Origin of the sequence: Shewanella indica (genome assembly GCF_033842865.1) — a bacterium.
Classification (GTDB): Bacteria; Pseudomonadota; Gammaproteobacteria; order Enterobacterales; family Shewanellaceae; genus Shewanella; species Shewanella indica.
The window spans coordinates 4,239,782-4,257,691 of the sequence record NZ_JAWXXR010000001.1 but is presented as its reverse complement, the minus strand read 5'-3'; the positions used below and the strand labels follow the sequence as shown (position 1 = coordinate 4,257,691).

Here is a 17,910-nt window from a genome sequence, read left to right as displayed (position 1 = left end):
CACTGCCAGGCAGTGCTTTTTACGGATTGAGAAACGCCGGATTAGCCGACGTTTCGGAGTGTGAGGATAGGCTGAAGTAGCGTCTGCAGACTCCATTCATGTTACAGATAGGCGCATCCCACAAGAGATGCGCCTTTTTTTTACTATTAATCGCTAAGCGAGACGTCTGATGTTAGAGAAGATTCGCGAAGGGTCACAGGGCGTAATAGCCAAAGCTATTTTGGTGCTGGTGATACTTTCCTTTGCATTTGCTGGTGTAAGCAGTTACCTGGGTTCCTCCTCAGTGGCTCCGGCCGCCACAGTCAATGGTGAAGAGATTTCCACAACCGAACTGGACCAGGCCTATCAAAGCGAGCGTGCCCGTCTGGAACAACAGTTGGGTGAGATGTTTGACGCCCTGGCGGCCAATGATGCTTACTTGGCCAGTATCAAGCAAGGCGTGCTTGAACGTCTGGTAGCGCAAAAGCTGCTGGATCAAGCCGCCGCTGAAATGGGCTTGCGAGTGTCCAATGCTCAAATTGCAGAAGCCATTAGACAAGAGCCGGCCTTCCAGACTGAAGGCAAGTTTGACAATGATCGCTTCGAAGCCATTCTGCGCCAACTGGGCTATCAACAAGCGACTTTCCGTGAAAGTATGCGGGTGGATATGACTCGTCGTCAGCTGATCAGTGCCTTGATTGGCAGCGAGTTTGTTCTCAACGGTGAAGCCGAAGCTCTGGCTAAGCTGCAGGGACAAACCCGTGATATTCGCTATCTCCTGGTTGACGCTGAGCCTTTCCTGGACCAAGCGACAGTGACCGAAGAGGAAGTTAAATCATTCTACGACACCAATCCGGCCCAATTTGAACGTCCGGAAATGATCAGCCTGGAATATGTTGAGCTTGATGCCAAAGATTTGGCCGATAGCATTCAGGTCAGTGATGAGCAAGCCAAGACTTACTATGATGAGCATCAGAATCAATATCAGACAGCCGAAAAGCGTCTGGCAGCCCATATTCTGATCGATGCCTCGACCGACAACGCCGAAGCCAAGGCTGAGGATCTTCACAAGCAACTGGAAAACGGCGCTGATTTTGCTGCGCTGGCCAAGTCAGACTCTCAGGATACCCTGAGCGGTGAGAAGGGCGGGGAATTGGGTTGGTTTGAGCCTGGTGTGATGGATCCTGCTTTTGATGACGCCCTGTTTGCACTGAGCAAGGGTGATGTCTCTAAAGTGGTCAAGACGCCTTTCGGTTTCCATATCATCAAGCTGCTGGATATCCAGAGCGGTCAGACTGCACCTTTCGCCGAAGTGAAAGACAAGATAGTCGCGCAGCTCAAGCAAGATGAAGCAGTCAGCCAATTCTATGGTCTGCAGCAGAAATTGGCCGATACCAGCTATGAAATCCCTGATAACCTGCAAGAAGCGGCCAAGGCTGTTGGTGCAGAGATCAAGACTACCCGACTGTTCGGCCGTGACAACGCGCCAGCACCTTTCGATAAGCCGGAACTGTCCAAAGCCGCCTTCTCCAGTGATGTACTGGGAGGTATGAATAGTGAGCTGCTGGAAGTGGAGCGCAACCATGTCGTGGTTATCCGCGTTAAGGAACATCAGCAAGCCGGCACACTTGAGTTCGCCGAGGTTAAGCCTGCCATTGAAGTACGTCTCAAGCAGCAAAAAGCCAATGAGATTGCTCGTGACAAGGCGCAGGAATACATGGTCAAGCTCAAAGAAGGTAATGCTGATATCGCGCTGCAGAGCCATGCCAACTTAGGACGTTTCACCCAGGATGTAGATTCGGCTTTGGTGAGCAAGGCATTCCAGATGGCCAAGGCCAAAGAGGGTTTGAGCGTTGATACTGTGTCGCTGGCGACCGGTTATGCCGTGGTGGTACTGGATGCCATTCATGATGCAGAAAGTGCACCGGCCGATCAGGTTGCGGCCATCAAGCAAGGTCTTAACAGTCAGTACGGTGAGAATGACTATCGCGCCGTTATCAATATGTTGAAGGCCAAAGCTGAAATTGTTTACCCTGAAAGCGATGAGTAAATAACTTCAATGATTTAGCGTAGAAGCCGGTCCAAATGACCGGCTTCTTTATGTCTGGCATTTATCTCCTAGGGTTACCATGAAGCGAGAGTTCCACGAGGACTTATTCGCCCCCCCCTAAACCCCGGGACAGTATTGGCCCGCTCCTGAAATATGTTCTGTAATGATGGCGGTGGCACCACCTCTTTGGGCACTGAGAAGCACAGGCCGTGGGCTTGATGGACCATGATAGGGATCTTGTCCCAGGAGCACTACTTTGACTTCTGATAATGGCGTATAACGCAGAGCGTTGAAGGTGTTAGTTTTGGGAGGCTTGATGACCTTTCCCCGGGCACGCTCGGCGTTGATATAGGCCAGCGTCTCTTGAAAATAGGCTTGTTGTTTTTCAGGGCCCACTACTTTGGCCCAATAGATATCCGTATATAACAAAAAAAACAGCGCCTTGCGGCGCTGCTCATTGATTATTCGTCAACACCCAGCATTACGCTGCTGGCTTTGATCAGTGCGTATGCACTGTCACCTACTTTAAGCCCCAAACGCTCACAGGAGGCTTTGGTGACCACAGAGGTGAGCTCAACACCCGGAGCCAGTTCAATGGTGACTTCGTTGTTTACAGAGCCTTCTTCGATGGCTTTGATGGTACCGCCAAGACAGTTGCGTGCACTGATTTTCATGGTTTTCTCCTGGAAGAATAATTAGCAAGGTAAAGAGTATAAACTCAATCGTCTTCAAGATGGATGCCTAAGCGACAAATTTGGGCTCCAAGCGCTGATTCTGCAACCATAGGTAAAATGCCCACAGTCGATTCATCGCCTGAAAGCTTATAATTTACCCTTTACTTGTGGTGGTAAAAGAAAACGCCGCTTGATAGCGGCGTTTTTCGGTCAGCGTTATTGTTTCAATTTAGAGTTCAATCACGTCAAACTCAACGGCTGGATTAACGTCGGCATCATAGTCTATGCCTTCGATACCAAAGCCAAACAGCTTGAGGAATTCGGCCTTGTACTCACGGTAATCGGTCAGCTCACTGAGGTTTTCTGTGGTGATTTGTGGCCAGAGATCACGGCAATGCTGCTGGATATCTTCTCTCAGTTCCCAATCGTCCAGGCGCAGGCGGTTGGCATCGTCTACTTCTGGCTTGCTGCCATCGGCCTTGTAAAGGCGCTCGCTGAACATACGGTAAATCTGTTCCATGCAGCCTTCATGCAGGCCTTCTTCGCGCATCTTCTTGAAGACCATGGCGATATACAGTGGCATTACCGGAATAGCCGAACTGGCCTGAGTGATCACACTCTTGAGCACAGCGACATTGGCGCTGCCACCCTTGGCGGCCAGTCTTTGGTTTAGCTCACTGGCGGCGCGGTCGAGATCCATCTTGGCTTTACCCAGAGCGCCGTGCCAGTAGATAGGCCAGGTCAGCTCTGTACCTATATAGCTGTAAGCAACTGTTTTGCAGCCATCGGCCAGCACACCGGCCTTGTCGAGGGCATCTACCCACAGTTCCCAATCCTGCCCCCCCATCACAGTAACAGTGTCGTTGATTTCCTGCTCTGTGGCCGGCTCAACCGAGGCTTCAATGATGGTGTCTTTGTTGGTGTCTACCGCGGTAGAGCGATATGACTCGCCGATAGGCTTGAGGGCCGAGCGGATCACTTCTCCGCTGTCAGGCAGTTTACGCACGGGTGAGGCCAGTGAATAAACTATCATGTCTATCTGGCCCAGATCGGCCTTGATTAGCTCAATTACCTTGGCTTTGGCTTCATGGCTGAAGGCATCACAGTTGATGCTTTTGGAATACAGGCCTTCAGCCTTGGCAAACTTGTCAAACGCCGCCGAGTTGTACCAACCGGCTGTGCCGGGTTTGGTCTCAGTGCCGGGTTTCTCAAAAAAGACCCCGATAGTGGCAGCGTCGGAACCAAAGGCGGCGGCAATACGGGAGGAGAGACCATAACCACTGGAAGAACCTACCACCAGTACTTTCTTGGGGCCATTGGCTATCTTGCCTTTGGCCTTGGTGGTGTTGATCTGTTCCAGCACGTTGGCTTCACAGCCCAGAGGATGAGTAGTGGTACAAATGAAACCACGAATTTTAGGTTTAATAATCATGTCTTAGCTTCTTCTTCCGAAAACTGTCATTAGGATAAGTATTTCAACTTGAATTGGTACTGATTTTTTCAAAAAGCCTGCCAACAGGGTAGTGGTTGGAGCAGTTCGACTTATTCTCAACGCTTGCGGGTCAATTGTGCCTGCTCCTGCAACAATCTTTGGGTGTATTCGTGTTGCGGATCATTGAACAGGGTCTCGGTGGCGGCCTTTTCCACCATTACGCCCTTGTGTAGCACCATGATCTTGTCGCTGACATGACGAATAACATTGAGATTGTGGGACACAAATATATAGGAAAGCCCCATCTCTTTTTGCAGCTTGAGCAGCAGGTTGAGGATCTGGGCCCGCACCGAGAGATCCAGGGCTGTCAGAGCTTCATCGGCGATAATGATCCTTGGGTTGAGCATCAAGGCTCTAGCCACCGCCACCCGCTGCTTCTGGCCTTCGGAAATCATGTGGGGGTAAAACTCCACATGTTCCGGCAGCAAGCCCACTTTACGTAAAGTCTCAACCACCTGCTCGCTACGGGCATGGGCCGACAGCCGGGTATTGAACCTCAGCGGCTCATTGAGCAGTTCCCCTATGGTTAGCCTTGGGTTGAGTGAGGTGTTGGGATCCTGGAATATCATCCGGATAAGTCTGCAGCGGTGTTTCAGATCATGGCTGTCGAGCGGCTCGCCATTGAACAGAATTTCTCCGCCGCTGCGATACTCGGCGCCGACCAAAATGCGGGCCAAAGTACTCTTGCCTGAGCCGGCTTCACCGGCAATAGCCAGGGTTTCGCCACTGTTGAGTTCGAAAGAAATGGGCGCCAAGGCCTCAGTATATTGGCGGCGAAAGCCCTTGTAACCGCTGAAATAGCGTTTGCTCAGGTCCGTGACTTTAAGCAAGGGAGTCGTCATCAATAGGCTCACTCTGGTAGGGGAAATGGCAGGCGTAGTATCTGTCTTTATGATGGCTCAGCTGCGGTTGCACCACACATTGTTTACGGGCTTCCGGACAGCGAGGCCCCAGACGGCAACCTATCGGCAGATGTTGCAGCGCCGGTACCGAGCCCGGCAGAGTCGGCATCAGTGTTTTGTGGGCTGCAGGGCCGGAGTAGTCCGGCATATTGTCCAACATCGCCTTGGTATAGGGATGATAAGGCTGTTCAAGTAGCTCTGTGGTAGGTCCGGATTCCATCACCTGGCCGCTGTAGAGCACTGTTAGCCGGTTACACCAGTTCGACAGTGTGTCCAACTCGTGGCTGATCAGCAAGATGGCGACGTTCTGCAACTGATTGAGCTGGGTCAACAGGCGGAATATCTGCGCCTGGGTACTGGGTTCCATCGAAGCCGTGGGTTCATCGGCAATCAACAGCTTGGGACGGTTGGCCAGCGCCATGGCGATCATCACTTTCTGGCATTCACCTTCGGAGAGCTCCCAGGCATAGCTGCCCAGCACCCGCCGCGGTTCCTTGACTCCCACCTTGTGCAGCCATTTCTGGGCAGTGAGGCGCCGCTCTTTACCGCGGCGAAAGAAAGGTATCTGCCTATTTAACGGCATGGCTTCAATCAATTGGCTGCCCACAGTGAGTGCCGGGTCAAAGCTGCCGGAGGGGTCCTGAAATATCATCGACATATCAGAGCCCATAAGGCTGCGCCGCTCCGACTGGGTCATCTCCATCAGGTTGCGGCCATCCCACATCATGCGATCGGCGGTGACAGTCCAGTTGGGGCCGGGGATCCCGAGAATGGCCCGTGCCATAAGAGAACGGCCCGAGCCGGATTCACCGACCAGACCATGGATTTCACCGGCATTGACCGTCAGGCTGACTTTTTCCAGCGCCTTGACCCGTCCCTGAGGCGTGTCCAGTTCTATGGTGAGATTTCGTATATCGAGTAACGGCATAATCAGTTTCTGATGGGCGCAAGCGCCGATCTCAGTCCATCGCCAACCAGGTTGACGGCCAACACACTCAACAGGATAGCGGCTCCCGGAATGGTCACAGTCCAGGGGGCGGTCAGCAGGTTATCCAGTCCCTGGAATACCATGGCGCCCCATTCGGATTTGGGTGCCTGGGCGCCGAGGTTGAGAAATCCCAGCGCGGCGATATCCAAAATGGCCGCTGAAATTGCCAGCGTTGTTTGAATAATCACAGTCTCCCAGACATTGGGCATAATCACAAACCAGAATATCTGTAGACCGTTTGCGCCATCCAACTTGGCGGCGGTGACATACTCTTTTTGTAACTCTTCATGCACGGCCTGATGTATGGCGCGCACAAACTGAGGGGTGAGTGCAATCCCCACGGCCCAGAATACGTTCATCAGCCCGGGGCCCATTACCGCGACCACCAGAATAGCCATCAAGAGTGATGGAATCGACAGCAAGGCATCAAGTAGGTGCCCTAGGATACTGGACTTGAGGCCGCGCATCATCCCCGAGAATGAACCTATGATAAATCCGACCAGGAGCGCGGTGGCGACAATTGCCAGTGCCATGCCGAAGGTATAGCTGGTGCCGTGTAGCAGGCGGGAAAAGATATCCCGGCCGAGATCATCTGTACCGAGAAAGTGCTCAACCGTGCCGAGATCGTCCCAGGATGGCGGTAGTAACAGGGCATTGGGATCTTGAAAATCGGCCGGGTAGGGGGCCATCATGGGCCCGAACATAGTCAGGATCAGCAGACAGAGCACGCCCCAAAGCCCGGCAAGCGCAAAAGGATTGGCGGCAAAGGTACGCCAGAGCTTGAGGCTGGGGGATGGAATATCGTCTTCCTGATAAATCTTAATTTGAGGCATAGAGTTCCTTCCTGCTGAGCGGATTGGTGGCCGTGTGCAGCACTTCAATCAAAATGCTCAGAAAGATAATCAGCAGCGCCACCGCCAGTGTGCCGCCCTGGATCACAGTGTAATCCCGCTGATAGATACCAGATACCAGCCAGGAGCCTACCCCGGGCCAACTGAAGATCACTTCCACCACTATGGCATAACTGGCAAATGGCCCCAGCATAAGTCCCAAGTGTTTGAGCAGGGGGATCAAGGCGTTGGGCAGGGCGTGGCGCAATACGATTTTACTGGTTGGCAGGCCTCTTGCTTCGGCGGCGCGGATATAGGTCTGGTTCATCACATTCATCATCGCCGAGCGGGTAATACGTACCACCACGGTAAAGGGCAACACAGACAAGGTCAGCGCCGGCAGGATTATGTGCAAGGCGGCATCCTTAAAGGCGGATAAGCGATATTGCGAGTCGGACAGCAGGGTATCTATCAGCATAAAGCCAGTCACAGGCTTTATTTCATAGAGCAGGTTTATCTGCCCTGAAATTGGCAGCCAACCCAGCCTGACCCCGAACCAAAGTGATAGGGATAGCCCGAGCCAAAATACCGGAATCGAGTAACCTGTCAGTGTTACCGCCATGATGGCATTTTGGGTCAGTTTCTGTTTACTCAGCGAGGCCAGCACTCCGAGCGGTACCCCGAAGATGATGGCAAATAAACCGGATACAGTTGCCAGCTCGAAAGAGGCCGGCAGTACCGCCAACAGCTCTTCTGCTACCGGCCTTTGAGAGGTCACCGAAATACCGAGATCGCCACTGAGTCTCTGGGTTAAATACCCCATAAACTGGGCCAAAGAGCCGCCATCGAGATGATAATCGGCGATGATTTGCGCCTCCTGGGTATCACTCGGTGCCTGGATCCCGGTCAGGGCGTAAATGCGGTCAACCGGAAACAAACTGGTGGCATAGAAGAGTACACCAATCAGCAACAGAGAGGTGGCGACAAAGAGGTTGAGTCTGCGCAATAGGTAAGCAGCCATCATTCTTGATCCTTGGCGGGCGGCATTGGGGCATCTGCTGCCGCTTTATTGCTGTGGCCTATGTTGGCAAAGGCGATGCCGCCAAAAGGCGTTAGGCTGGTTTCGGTTACACTGGCATTTTTTAGCGCCATACGTTTGGCATGTGCCAGGCTGACCAGCGGCATATCTTGTGCCAGAATCGCCTCGGCCTGGCGGTACAACAAACTGCGACTTTCTCTGTCTGTCACGCGTCTGGCCTGGTTGAGCAGGGCGTCAAATCTGGGGTTACACCAGCGGGAACGGTTGTTGTTGGAAGCGATGGAGCCACAACTGAGCAAGGGGGTGAAGAAGTTATCCGGATCGCTGTTGTCGGCGTTCCAGCCGATGAGTACCGAGTCATAGTCACTGCGTGCCAGTTTTTGGGTAAAGACACTCCAATCGTAGTTGACGATATTGACCTTGACACCTATGGTCGCCAAATCGGCCTGGATCAGCTCGGCGGTCTTCAGCGCATTGGGGTTGTAAATTCGTGCCACAGGCATAGCCCAGATATCCAGTTCCAGTTTCTCTATGCCGGCTGCGTCCAGCAGCGCCCTGGCTTTGTCCGGGGCATAGTCATAACTCTTGGCCGAGTCGGAATAAGCCCAGGAAGAGGGCGGCAGTATACCGGTTGCCTCTACGGCGGTGTCCTGATAAACGGCCCTTAGCAGGTTTTGCTTGTCGATGGCGTAAGCCAGCGCCCGTCTGACCCTGACATCGTTGAATGGCGGCTTTTGGGTATTGAAGGCCCAATAGGCCACGTTCATTCCGGGGCGACTCTCCAAAACCAGGTTGTCGTGCTGCTCAATCACCGGCAACTCACCGGCCTTGGGCAAGGCCGAGACGCTGCAATCGCCGGTGATCAGCTTGGCCAGGCGGGTGGTACTTCGCGGCGTGATATCGAACACCAACATTTCAGACTGCGGCATATTGCCCCAGTAACCTGGGTGGCGTCGATAACGGATATATTCATTCTTAACATACTGCACCAGCATAAAGGGGCCTGTCCCAACCGGCTGGTTATCCAATTGCTGCGGGCTGCCTTGGGCGAGAAGCTGATCGGCATATTCTTTGGAAAGGATCACCGCAAAGTCGGTGGCCAGGTTGGACAGGAATGAGGCATCGGGCTGGGTGAGTTCAAATCTGACTCTGTATTCGCTCAGTTTGCTGATGGATTTTATCAGCCCGGCAAAGCCTATACTTTGGAAAAAGGGGTAACCGCCTTGGGCCACGTCGTGGAAAGGGTGCTGTTTGTCTATGATGCGATTGAAACTGAATAGTACATCATCGGCGTTAAAAGGCCGACTGGGGTGAAAGTAGGGCTGCTCGTGAAACCGGGTACCCTGGCGCAACTCAAACTCATAACTGAGCCCATCTTCGCTTATTTGCCACTCGGTTGCCAGTGCCGGGGTGATATCGCCGTTCTCGGGATCATAATCAACCAAGCGACTGTAAATCTGGTGCGAGGTGGCATCGATAGTGGTTCCTGAGGTCACCAGCTGTGGGTTGAAGGACTCGGGATTGCCCTCGGAGCAGTATACCAGGCCGGAGGGCACTTTCTGTTGACCACAGCCGCCAAGCAGCATTGTCAGAGCCAGGCCGGTCAATATGCTCCCGGTCAGCTTCAGGCGCCGGCATGAGCGGAATAATCGCCCTGCCACAAGATCTCCGTAGAGCTTGCTCCTGGAGACTTGCGCTATTGCTTCAGAGCTTCGCCCGGGGCGTAACGTCAGCAGATTCATTGCAAAATCGTTAGTTATTCAGATGTTGACCGAACATTTTAGCAGTGCAGCCGTTACCTGGGCAATCGGCTTATGCCTTATCGAGCAAATTGTATTTTTTCAGTATGCCTCTGAGCTGATGGTAGCTAAGTCCCAGTAGTTCGGCGGTTTTCTTTTGATTGAACTGGCTGGCACTGAGCGCACGTTGAATCAGGTCGGTCTCGAAGTCTTCACAGCACTGTTTGAAGTCCACCGGGAACTGTATCTGGTTTGCCGAAGGTTCCGGGCTATCGTTTGTCGCTGCGGCGGCACTGCCGTTAAGGACTTCATTGTCAACTTCAGCGGTCACCAGCTGGCGACTATGGGTCTTGACCCGCTTGGTGGGCCGGTAGGGCGAGGCAAAAGGGTCGAGCACTATGTTCTCAATCGGTTCGGGGTTATGACCATGGCGATAGACGCTGCGCTCTATGGCGTTTTTCAGCTCCCGAATATTACCCGGCCAGCTGTGATCCATCATGGTCGCCACGGCTTCGGCGGCAAAACCGGTAAACAGCTCCAGCTTGAGCTGACGCGCCATCCCCACGGCAAAGTATTCGGCCAATGGCAGAATATCTTCCCGGCGGCAGCGCAGCGGCGGCAGGGTGATCACATCGAACGCCAAACGGTCGAGCAGATCGGCTCGAAACTCGCCGGCTTCCGCCAGACTGGGTAAGTCTTCATTGGCGGCGCAAATAAGTCGAACATCGGCATTGAGGGTTTTACTGCCGCCCACCCTTTCATATTCGCCATATTCAATGACCCGCAGCAGCTTCTCCTGAATGAGGCCGGACGTATTGGCCAGTTCATCGAGAAACAGGGTGCCGCCGTCGGCGCGCTCGAAGCGGCCTTCATGACGCCCCTTGGCGCCGGTAAATGCGCCGGACTCATGGCCAAACAGTTCACTTTCCAGTAGATTTTCACTCAGAGAGGAACAATTGAGTTTGATAAAACTCTGATCCCAGCGCTGGGAAAGATAGTGTAGACGTTCGGCGATCAGCTCTTTACCCGTCCCCCGCTCGCCTATGATAAGCACAGGTTTGGACAGAGGTGCGATTTGGGAAACGTGCTCCAACACCTCCAACAGGGCATTGGATTGACCGATAAGATTGTCTTGTTGATAGGGATTGGCCACGATAACAGTTAGTCTTAAACGCTAATAATTGGTGAAAATCATAATATGCGGGTAGGTTAAATAAATAAAGTAAAAGTTAAGTTTTATATTATGCCATTGATATTTTTGATAAATTAAAAGTTGGCACGGGATCTGTATTACAAGAGTCGAGACCCACAATAAATGTAGAGGACAGGATTATGGGAATTTTCACACGTTTTGCCGACATCATTAATGCCAACATCAGTGCCTTGCTGGACAAGGCAGAAGATCCGGAAAAAATGGTGCGCCTGATCATTCAGGAAATGGAAGATACCCTGGTTGAAGTACGTTCTACTTCGGCTAAAGTATTGGCAGAGAAGAAAGAGTTACTCCGCCGTATTGGCAAAGTGCAACTTCAGGTGCAGGATTGGCAGGAAAAGGCCGAGCTGGCACTGACCAAGGACAGGGAAGATCTGGCCAAGGCCGCGCTGGTTGAAAAGCAAAAAGCCGCAGCGCTGGCGCAAACCCTGGAGCAAGAGCTCGAGGTAGTTGAAGAGCATATCGCCCGCCTGAAAGAGGAAGTGGGTCAACTGCAGGAAAAGCTGGCCGATGCCAAGGCTCGCCAGAAGACCATCATAATGCGCAAGCAAACCGCTTCTTCACGCCTGGAAGTGAAAAAGCAGCTGGATTCCAGCAAAATCGACAATGCCATGCTCAAGTTTGAACAGTATGAGCGTCGCATCGAAGGGCTGGAGGCTGAAGTTGAGTCCTATGATCTGGGTGGCAAGAAGTCCAGTCTGGAAGAGGAATTTGCGGCACTCAAGGCCGAAGATTCTGTCAGCGCCGAGCTGGAAGCCTTGAAGGCCAAGGTGAAGGGCGATAGCGCCAAAACCAAAAAATAATACAGACTCAGAGGTGATTTATGGATATGGACTTACTGCTGGCACCCCTGATTATCTTCATGATCTTTGTGGCGCCAATCTGGTTGATTCTGCATTACCGCAGTAAACGTCAGGTGAGCCAGGGGCTTACCGAGGCAGAGTTCAAACAGCTTAACGACTTGATAGACACAGCTGACAAGATGGGCCAAAGGATTGAAACACTGGAAGCCATCCTGGATGCCGAGTCCCCGGAATGGAGGCAACGTCATGACTGAATCAGGCAAGCGTACTCTTTACCGCATTCCCCAGCAAAGGAAGATAGCCGGGGTCTGTGCCGGGGTAGCCGAGTACTTTAATCTGGAACCTTGGTTGGTTCGGGTCGCTACGGTTTCAATCCTTTTACTCGGTGGCTATGGAATGGTGATTATCACCTATCTGGTGCTGTGGATGATACTGGATGTCAAACCTTGGACAGCCAAAGACACCCATAAGGACATTGGGGTCAAGAAAAAGGTCTGGCAAGCCGGGGAACCCGCCGGGCAAGCGCTCAGAGATGTAAGCAATCGCTTTCAATCGCTGGAGCATAGGCTCAGGGCACTCGAACAACATGTCACCTCTGAGCAATTCGAGTTGAAAAGACAGTTCAACAACCTATAAATCCTTGTTCAAGGGGCGGTGCTTACCGCCCCGTTTGTTTGTATCAGGAGAATTATGGCAAGCGTCAGGCAAGAGTTCGGCAAACTCAAACACAAAACTCGTGAGTTGGCACAGCGCACCACAGACAGGCATCTTAGGTTGGCGGTTACCGGCCTTTCCGGCGCCGGCAAGACGGCCTTCATTACCGCGCTGGTGGATAGACTGTTGCGCGCAGGCACCGAGCCTGATGGCAGGGGCTTACCCCTATTTCAGGTGTGCCGCGACGGACGGTTACTCGGGGTAAGGCGGGAGCTGCAGCCGGATTTGACCATAGCCAGTTTTGATTTTGATGCGGCGATTGCCAGTTTGACCGCGGCCAGGCCCAGTTGGCCGGCATCGACCCGCAGCATCAGTGAGCTGCGGCTGACGCTCAAATATGTGCCTACCAAAGGGATGTTGGCAAAATTGGCCGACAGCGCCAAGCTGCATCTGGACATAGTCGATTATCCCGGGGAGTGGTTGCTGGATTTGCCCATGTTGAGCCAGGACTTTAACCGCTGGTCTGAAACCCGCTTTGCCCGGCAATCAACCCTGGAATCCTCGCCTCTTTACCCTAAATTTGCTGCGGCGCTGGCGACGCTGGATTTGTACGCCGATGCCGACGATCAGGCGCTGGCCGCCATTGCCGAAAGTTATCGGTTACTACTGCTGGATCTGGTGCATCAACAGGGGTTTTATCAGGCACAGCCGGGGCGAATGTTGCTGCCCGGAGAGCTGGCCGGTACGCCACTTTTGGCCTTTTTTCCCCTGTTACCCGAGCAACTCAAAGACAAGCAGCAACTGGCATCGGCCGGACGTCGCAGTAATTATCAGGTGCTCAAGCACAGATATCAGCAATATCTGGCCAAGGTGGTCAAGCCCTTCTATCAGGAGTATTTTGCCGGTTTCGACCGTCAGTTAATTCTGGTGGATTGCTTCAGCGCCCTTAATCGTGGCAAGGCGCAGTTTGAAGATATGGCCGAAGCTCTCAATGCCATCAGTGCCAGCTTCCAGTATGGGCAGTCCAATTTGCTGCGACGTTTGTTTGCTCCCCGAATAGATACCCTGCTGTTTGCTGCCAGTAAAGTCGATCAGGTGACCCGGGATCAGCAGGGCAATGTGTTGTCACTGCTCAGCGCTATGTTGGCACCCAGTCGGCAACAGGCCGGATTTGCCGGCAGTCGGGTTGAAACCATGGCCATCAGCGCCATCAAGGCGACTCGTCACGGTATGGTCAAAGATGCCGATGGCGTGGAGGTGGAAGTGGTCTGTGGCCGGCGCATGAGCGATGGACAGAAGGTGACCCTGTATCCGGGCGAGGTGCCCAGAGCCTTGCCTGAAAAAGCGTTCTGGCAAAGGCAGGGATTTCATTTCTGTGAGTTTGCGCCGCCCGACAGTCAACCGGAACAAGGCTATGAACATATCCGGCTCGATCACCTGCTGGAGTTTCTTTTGGGCGACAAGTTGAGGTAAGTCGTGGCAAAACACAGTTCAGAAAAGCATGTTGATAATGCTGCCGACAACGGCAGTCACGCTGATGAGGCGCAAACCACAGAGTTGGCGCCACAGAGAATTTTCAGTCATCAGCCGGAATCCGCCGCCGAATTGGCCGCGGCCAAGGATTTCCAAGGCGATGACTTTGTTGAATACCCCACAGAAGCCGAACTGGAGCAAGTGCTGAGTGCACAGCCCAAGGCGGATGAACTCATCTCCCTCAAGCCCAAACGCTGGTCCTGGTTGGCGCGTTTGGCCCTGCTGGGCGTGATGGCGGCAGTGGTGCTGCAGACACTGCTGGGTCTTATCGATGCCTGGCGCGACAGCCCTTGGCTGTTTGGTTTTTACAGCCTGGTGCTCGCTTTGGTGCTGGCCTGGGTAGGCAAGCTTTGTTTCGGGGAATGGCGCAAACTCAAACGCCTGCGCCAGGTGGAAGATACCCAGCAAACCGGGCAACGCCTGCTCGGCAGTATGCAGATGGGCGAAGCGCGCGATTTTATCTATGGTATTTGCAAGCAGATGCCCAAGGGGCCGGAGCAGGACAGGCTGCAGTCGCTGCTGAATCCGGAGCAGAATGACGCCGAGCAGTTGCAGCTGTTTGATCAGGTAGTGCTGACCGAGCGTGACAAGGTTGGCATGAAGCTGGTGCGCCGTTATGCGGCCGAATCGGCCCTATTGCTGGCGGCCAGCCCGCTGGCGGTACTGGATATGGCGCTGATCCTCTGGCGTAATCAGAAGATGATCCAGGATATTGCCCGCTGTTATGGGGTTGAACTGGGTTATTGGAGCCGTATTCGGCTGATCCGCGGGATCCTGGTCAATATTCTCTATGCCGGCACCACAGAGCTTGCCACCGACTTGGGTACCCAATTGCTGTCGGTAGAGATGTCCGGCAAGCTTTCGGCGCGGCTCGGTCAGGGACTGGGGGGCGGTTTGTTGACGGCGAGACTTGGCTATCAGGCGATGGCGCTTTGTCGGCCGCTGGCATTTTCCAGTGCCAGCAAGCCCAAACTGTCGCGGATCCATAAAGAACTGCTGTTGGAGCTAAAGGATTTTTCCGCTTCTGTGCTGGTGAGGAAACCCGAACGTAACAAAGATTTTACAACCAAGGAGTAATGATTTTTGCTTGCCGATTTGGGCAAGTCTTGCTGACTCAGTATGTTGGTGACAGGACAACTGAATCATCCCGGGCGATAAGCCGAATAACAATATAAGGGATGGTCGGACTGACATGGGGAGTTAAGCATGCAACACAAGCAGCCAAAAGCACTGCACTCAGCCACACTGGCTATTCATGGCGGCCACTCTGGCGAGCCTTCCGGGGCACTGGTATCGCCTTTATATCAGAGTGCCACCTTCTGTTTTGATACCGCCCAAAGCGGTGGTCGCCGCTTTGCCGGTGAAGAAGAGGGCTATATCTACACCCGCTTGGGTAACCCGACGGTTGCCGAGTTTGAGCGGCGCTTGGCGTTGCTTGAAGGCGCTGAAGCAGCGGCTGCTGCCGCGTCCGGTATGGGCGCGGTATCGGCGGCCTTGCTGGCATACTTGAGCTGTGGCGATCATCTGTTGGCTTCCTCGGCCGTCTATGGCTGTACTTTTTCATTGATGACAGAGCAGTTTGCCCGCTTCGGTATTGAAGTTTCTCTGGTGGATTTTGCCGATCTCGCGGCGGTCGAGGCGGCTATTCGCCCCCACACCCGGGTGATTTTTTGTGAAACCCCGGTGAACCCGCATCTGGCCGTATATGATCTCCGTGCCATAGCCGCTATCGCCAAGCGTCATCAACTGACCAGCATAGTGGACAACACCTTTATGACCCCGCTGCTGCAGCAGCCTCTGCAGTTGGGGATTGATCTTGTGGTTCACAGCGCCACCAAGTATCTCAATGGCCATGGCGATGTTATTGCCGGTATCATCTGTGGTTCGCAAGCGGCGATAATGGCCATCAAGCAACAACAGCTAAAAGATATTGGCGCCGTGCTATCGCCTTTCGATGCCTGGTTGATTTTGCGAGGCCTGAAAACCCTCTCGGTGCGACTCGAACGTCATTGCGATAATGCCGAGCGCTTGGCGCAGTATCTCGAATCCCATCAAGCCGTGGCCAAGGTACATTATCCCGGGTTGGTTTCCCATCCGGGCCATCAGTTTATCGGCTCGCAGATGCGCAGGGCCGGTGGGGTGTTGGCGTTTGAGCTTAAGGCCGATTTGGAGCAGTCCATGGCCTTTGTCAATCGACTGGCACTGTTCAAAATTGCTGTGAGTCTGGGGGATTGTGAGTCACTTATTCAGCATCCGGCGTCCATGACCCATTCACCCTATACCCAGGAGGCGCGTATTAAAGCCGGTATAGGTGACAGTCTGCTGCGAATTTCGGCCGGGCTTGAGGATGTGGATGACCTGATAGCTGATCTGGAGCAGGCACTGACAGTGATCAGTTAAAAGAGACAAGGCGAGCATGGCTCGCCTTGTTTTTCGGGCTTTAGAGAATCAAATGCCCCAGAAGGTGTGGGCTATGATATAGAGCACCAACATACTGATGAAGTTGATGATAACACCGACTCGCATCATTTCAGATTGCTTTATGTAGCCTGAGCCATAGACTATGGCGTTGGGGGGCGTGGCCACCGGCAGCATAAAGGCGCAGGATGCCGAAATACCTATGAGCACTGACAGCATTACGGGCGATAGCCCCAATGCTTCGGCTATGGCAGCAAACACAGGTACCAGCAGAGCGGCACTGGCGGTGTTACTGGCAAACTCGGTCAGCATCACCACAAAGAAAATGACCGCGAACACGAACAGCGACATATGGGTACTGCCGAAGATGTCTGTCATCCAGTGTGCCAGAAAGACGCTGGTACCCGTGGTTTTCAGTACGGCGCTCAGGGTTAGACCGCCGCCAAACAGTATCAGTACACCCCAGTCGGTGGTTTTTTCTATCTTCTTCCAACCAACCAAGCCAAGTCCTGCCAGCAAAACCACTGCAGAAAGCGCGACTATGGTATCAAACTGGCTGATACCACCGAGCGCCTCTGATAAGGGCTTACTGAAGATCCAGCAGCAAACTGTGGCCAGGAAAATAAGCAGAGTCAGTTTTCCCTGAAAACTCAGTTTCTGATCTTCGATATCCAGTTTACATTCCACCGATAAGTCCGGTTTGAAATACAGATAGAGGGCGATCAGCATGGTTGGCAACATCAAAGCCACGGTCAAGAGGCCAAACTCCAGCCAGTCGCTGAAGCTCAAGCCGGCTTGGGCGGCGGCGATGGCGTTTGGCGGACTGCCCACCAGAGTACCTATGCCACCAATGTTGGCCGAATAAGCGATACCCAGCAACATAAAGACATAGGTGTTGTGCTGGCTCTCTCTATCCAGTTGCTGCAAAATTCCCAACGCCAGAGGCAACATCATGGCAGCGGTGGCTGTGTTGCTGATCCACATAGACAGCAACGCGGTTACCCCGAACAGCATCATACAGGCGATACTGAGTTTACCCTTGGAAGCCAGTAACACCTTTTGGGCGATAAGGGTATCGATTTTTTGATGGTGCAGGGCTGCAGCCAATACAAAACCACCAAAAAACAAATAGATAATTGGATTAGCAAAGTTGCTCATGGCAGCTTTGGTTTCAAACACACCGAAAAATACCGCCAGAACCGGAATGAGTATCGCCGTGATACTCAGATGAATGGCTTCAGTAAGCCAGAGCACAGCGGCAAATACCAAGATAGACAGACCGGTATTTACCCCGGGTTCAAAAGGTAAAAAATTGTGCAATAGAAAAAGCAGCAAGATATCTGCGGCCAAAATCAACATGTTACGTTGTTGGGTGCTCTTCTCTGTCTGCGAAGGGGGTAAGCTTTCCGTTTGTTCTAAAGACATTGTTAACTTCCTCGTCTTGTTTTTATGGCAAGCAATTTAGGGTATAGCTCACATTTGGCAAAGGGCTTTATTGGGTAACTTAACCACCTTGCCTAATACATTTGTGTGAGGAATCTATCACGAAATTGGTAAATTGGAGAGCTGGATCACTTAAATTTGTCGCCTTTGGGC

At 53.0% G+C, this 17,910-nt stretch carries 17 protein-coding genes; 7 read left to right on the top strand and 10 right to left on the bottom strand.

Annotation, left to right across the window (positions count from 1 at the left end; all coding sequences use genetic code 11):
* The first annotated feature begins 169 nt into the window (after positions 1–169).
* Positions 170–2,029, top strand: a complete 1,860-nt coding sequence (locus tag SIL79_RS19055; protein WP_234501453.1) for a SurA N-terminal domain-containing protein — start codon at positions 170–172, stop codon at positions 2,027–2,029.
* Positions 2,030–2,146: 117 nt separating this feature from the next.
* Here SIL79_RS19055 and SIL79_RS19050 read toward each other — a convergent pair whose 3' ends face one another.
* The 9 genes from SIL79_RS19050 to pspF all read right to left on the bottom strand — a co-directional run bounded on the left by SIL79_RS19050 (position 2,147) and on the right by pspF (position 10,846).
* Positions 2,147–2,458, bottom strand: coding sequence for a uracil-DNA glycosylase family protein (locus SIL79_RS19050; protein WP_319619888.1), 312 nt, complete (start codon positions 2,456–2,458; stop codon positions 2,147–2,149).
* Positions 2,459–2,490: 32 nt separating this feature from the next.
* Positions 2,491–2,703: a TOBE domain-containing protein gene (locus tag SIL79_RS19045; RefSeq protein ID WP_025010701.1), complete on the bottom strand. Its 213-nt coding sequence runs from the start codon at positions 2,701–2,703 to the stop codon at positions 2,491–2,493.
* Positions 2,704–2,932: 229 nt separating this feature from the next.
* On the bottom strand, positions 2,933–4,135 hold the full coding sequence (gene fabV, locus SIL79_RS19040) for an enoyl-ACP reductase FabV (RefSeq protein WP_039033891.1): 1,203 nt from the start codon (positions 4,133–4,135) through the stop codon (positions 2,933–2,935).
* 116 nt (positions 4,136–4,251) lie between these two features.
* The gene (locus tag SIL79_RS19035; protein ID WP_039033892.1) at positions 4,252–5,037 is read right to left on the bottom strand and encodes a peptide ABC transporter ATP-binding protein; all 786 of its coding nucleotides are present in this window, start codon (positions 5,035–5,037) and stop codon (positions 4,252–4,254) included.
* Positions 5,018–6,025 carry a peptide ABC transporter ATP-binding protein gene (locus tag SIL79_RS19030; protein WP_319619887.1) on the bottom strand — a complete coding sequence of 336 codons (1,008 nt, stop codon included), beginning with the start codon at positions 6,023–6,025 and terminating at the stop codon, positions 5,018–5,020. Before SIL79_RS19030 ends, SIL79_RS19035 begins: the two co-directional genes overlap by 20 nt.
* Positions 6,026–6,027: 2 nt before the next feature.
* Positions 6,028–6,918 (bottom strand): ABC transporter permease subunit, encoded by an 891-nt coding sequence (locus SIL79_RS19025; RefSeq protein ID WP_039033894.1) that lies wholly within the window; start codon positions 6,916–6,918, stop codon positions 6,028–6,030.
* Entirely contained in the window at positions 6,905–7,936 is a 1,032-nt protein-coding gene (locus SIL79_RS19020) for an ABC transporter permease (protein WP_039033913.1), read from the bottom strand. The genes SIL79_RS19025 and SIL79_RS19020 overlap by 14 nt, the downstream gene beginning before the upstream one ends.
* Positions 7,936–9,540 carry an ABC transporter substrate-binding protein gene (locus SIL79_RS19015; protein ID WP_226683883.1) on the bottom strand — a complete coding sequence of 535 codons (1,605 nt, stop codon included), beginning with the start codon at positions 9,538–9,540 and terminating at the stop codon, positions 7,936–7,938. The genes SIL79_RS19020 and SIL79_RS19015 overlap by 1 nt, the downstream gene beginning before the upstream one ends.
* 226 nt (positions 9,541–9,766) lie before the next feature.
* Positions 9,767–10,846: a phage shock protein operon transcriptional activator gene (gene pspF / locus SIL79_RS19010; protein ID WP_144361120.1), complete on the bottom strand. Its 1,080-nt coding sequence runs from the start codon at positions 10,844–10,846 to the stop codon at positions 9,767–9,769.
* A gap of 179 nt (positions 10,847–11,025) precedes the next feature.
* On the opposite strand from pspF, the gene pspA reads away from it, so the two are divergent.
* From pspA to SIL79_RS18980, 6 genes are all read left to right on the top strand, one after another.
* Positions 11,026–11,709 carry a phage shock protein PspA gene (pspA, locus tag SIL79_RS19005; protein ID WP_039033897.1) on the top strand — a complete coding sequence of 228 codons (684 nt, stop codon included), beginning with the start codon at positions 11,026–11,028 and terminating at the stop codon, positions 11,707–11,709.
* A gap of 20 nt (positions 11,710–11,729) precedes the next feature.
* Positions 11,730–11,963: an envelope stress response membrane protein PspB gene (pspB, locus tag SIL79_RS19000; protein ID WP_025011223.1), complete on the top strand. Its 234-nt coding sequence runs from the start codon at positions 11,730–11,732 to the stop codon at positions 11,961–11,963.
* On the top strand, positions 11,956–12,345 hold the full coding sequence (pspC, locus tag SIL79_RS18995; protein WP_039033898.1) for an envelope stress response membrane protein PspC: 390 nt from the start codon (positions 11,956–11,958) through the stop codon (positions 12,343–12,345). The genes pspB and pspC overlap by 8 nt, the downstream gene beginning before the upstream one ends.
* A 54-nt stretch (positions 12,346–12,399) precedes the next feature.
* Positions 12,400–13,836, top strand: coding sequence for a YcjX family GTP-binding protein (locus SIL79_RS18990; protein WP_144361119.1), 1,437 nt, complete (start codon positions 12,400–12,402; stop codon positions 13,834–13,836).
* A gap of 3 nt (positions 13,837–13,839) precedes the next feature.
* Positions 13,840–14,973, top strand: a complete 1,134-nt coding sequence (locus SIL79_RS18985; protein ID WP_319619886.1) for a TIGR01620 family protein — start codon at positions 13,840–13,842, stop codon at positions 14,971–14,973.
* A gap of 129 nt (positions 14,974–15,102) precedes the next feature.
* Positions 15,103–16,296 carry a trans-sulfuration enzyme family protein gene (locus SIL79_RS18980; protein ID WP_101096000.1) on the top strand — a complete coding sequence of 398 codons (1,194 nt, stop codon included), beginning with the start codon at positions 15,103–15,105 and terminating at the stop codon, positions 16,294–16,296.
* A 48-nt stretch (positions 16,297–16,344) separates the two neighbouring features.
* Here SIL79_RS18980 and SIL79_RS18975 read toward each other — a convergent pair whose 3' ends face one another.
* Positions 16,345–17,739 (bottom strand): DASS family sodium-coupled anion symporter, encoded by a 1,395-nt coding sequence (locus SIL79_RS18975; RefSeq protein WP_039033901.1) that lies wholly within the window; start codon positions 17,737–17,739, stop codon positions 16,345–16,347.
* Between the last annotated feature and the right edge of the window lie 171 nt (positions 17,740–17,910).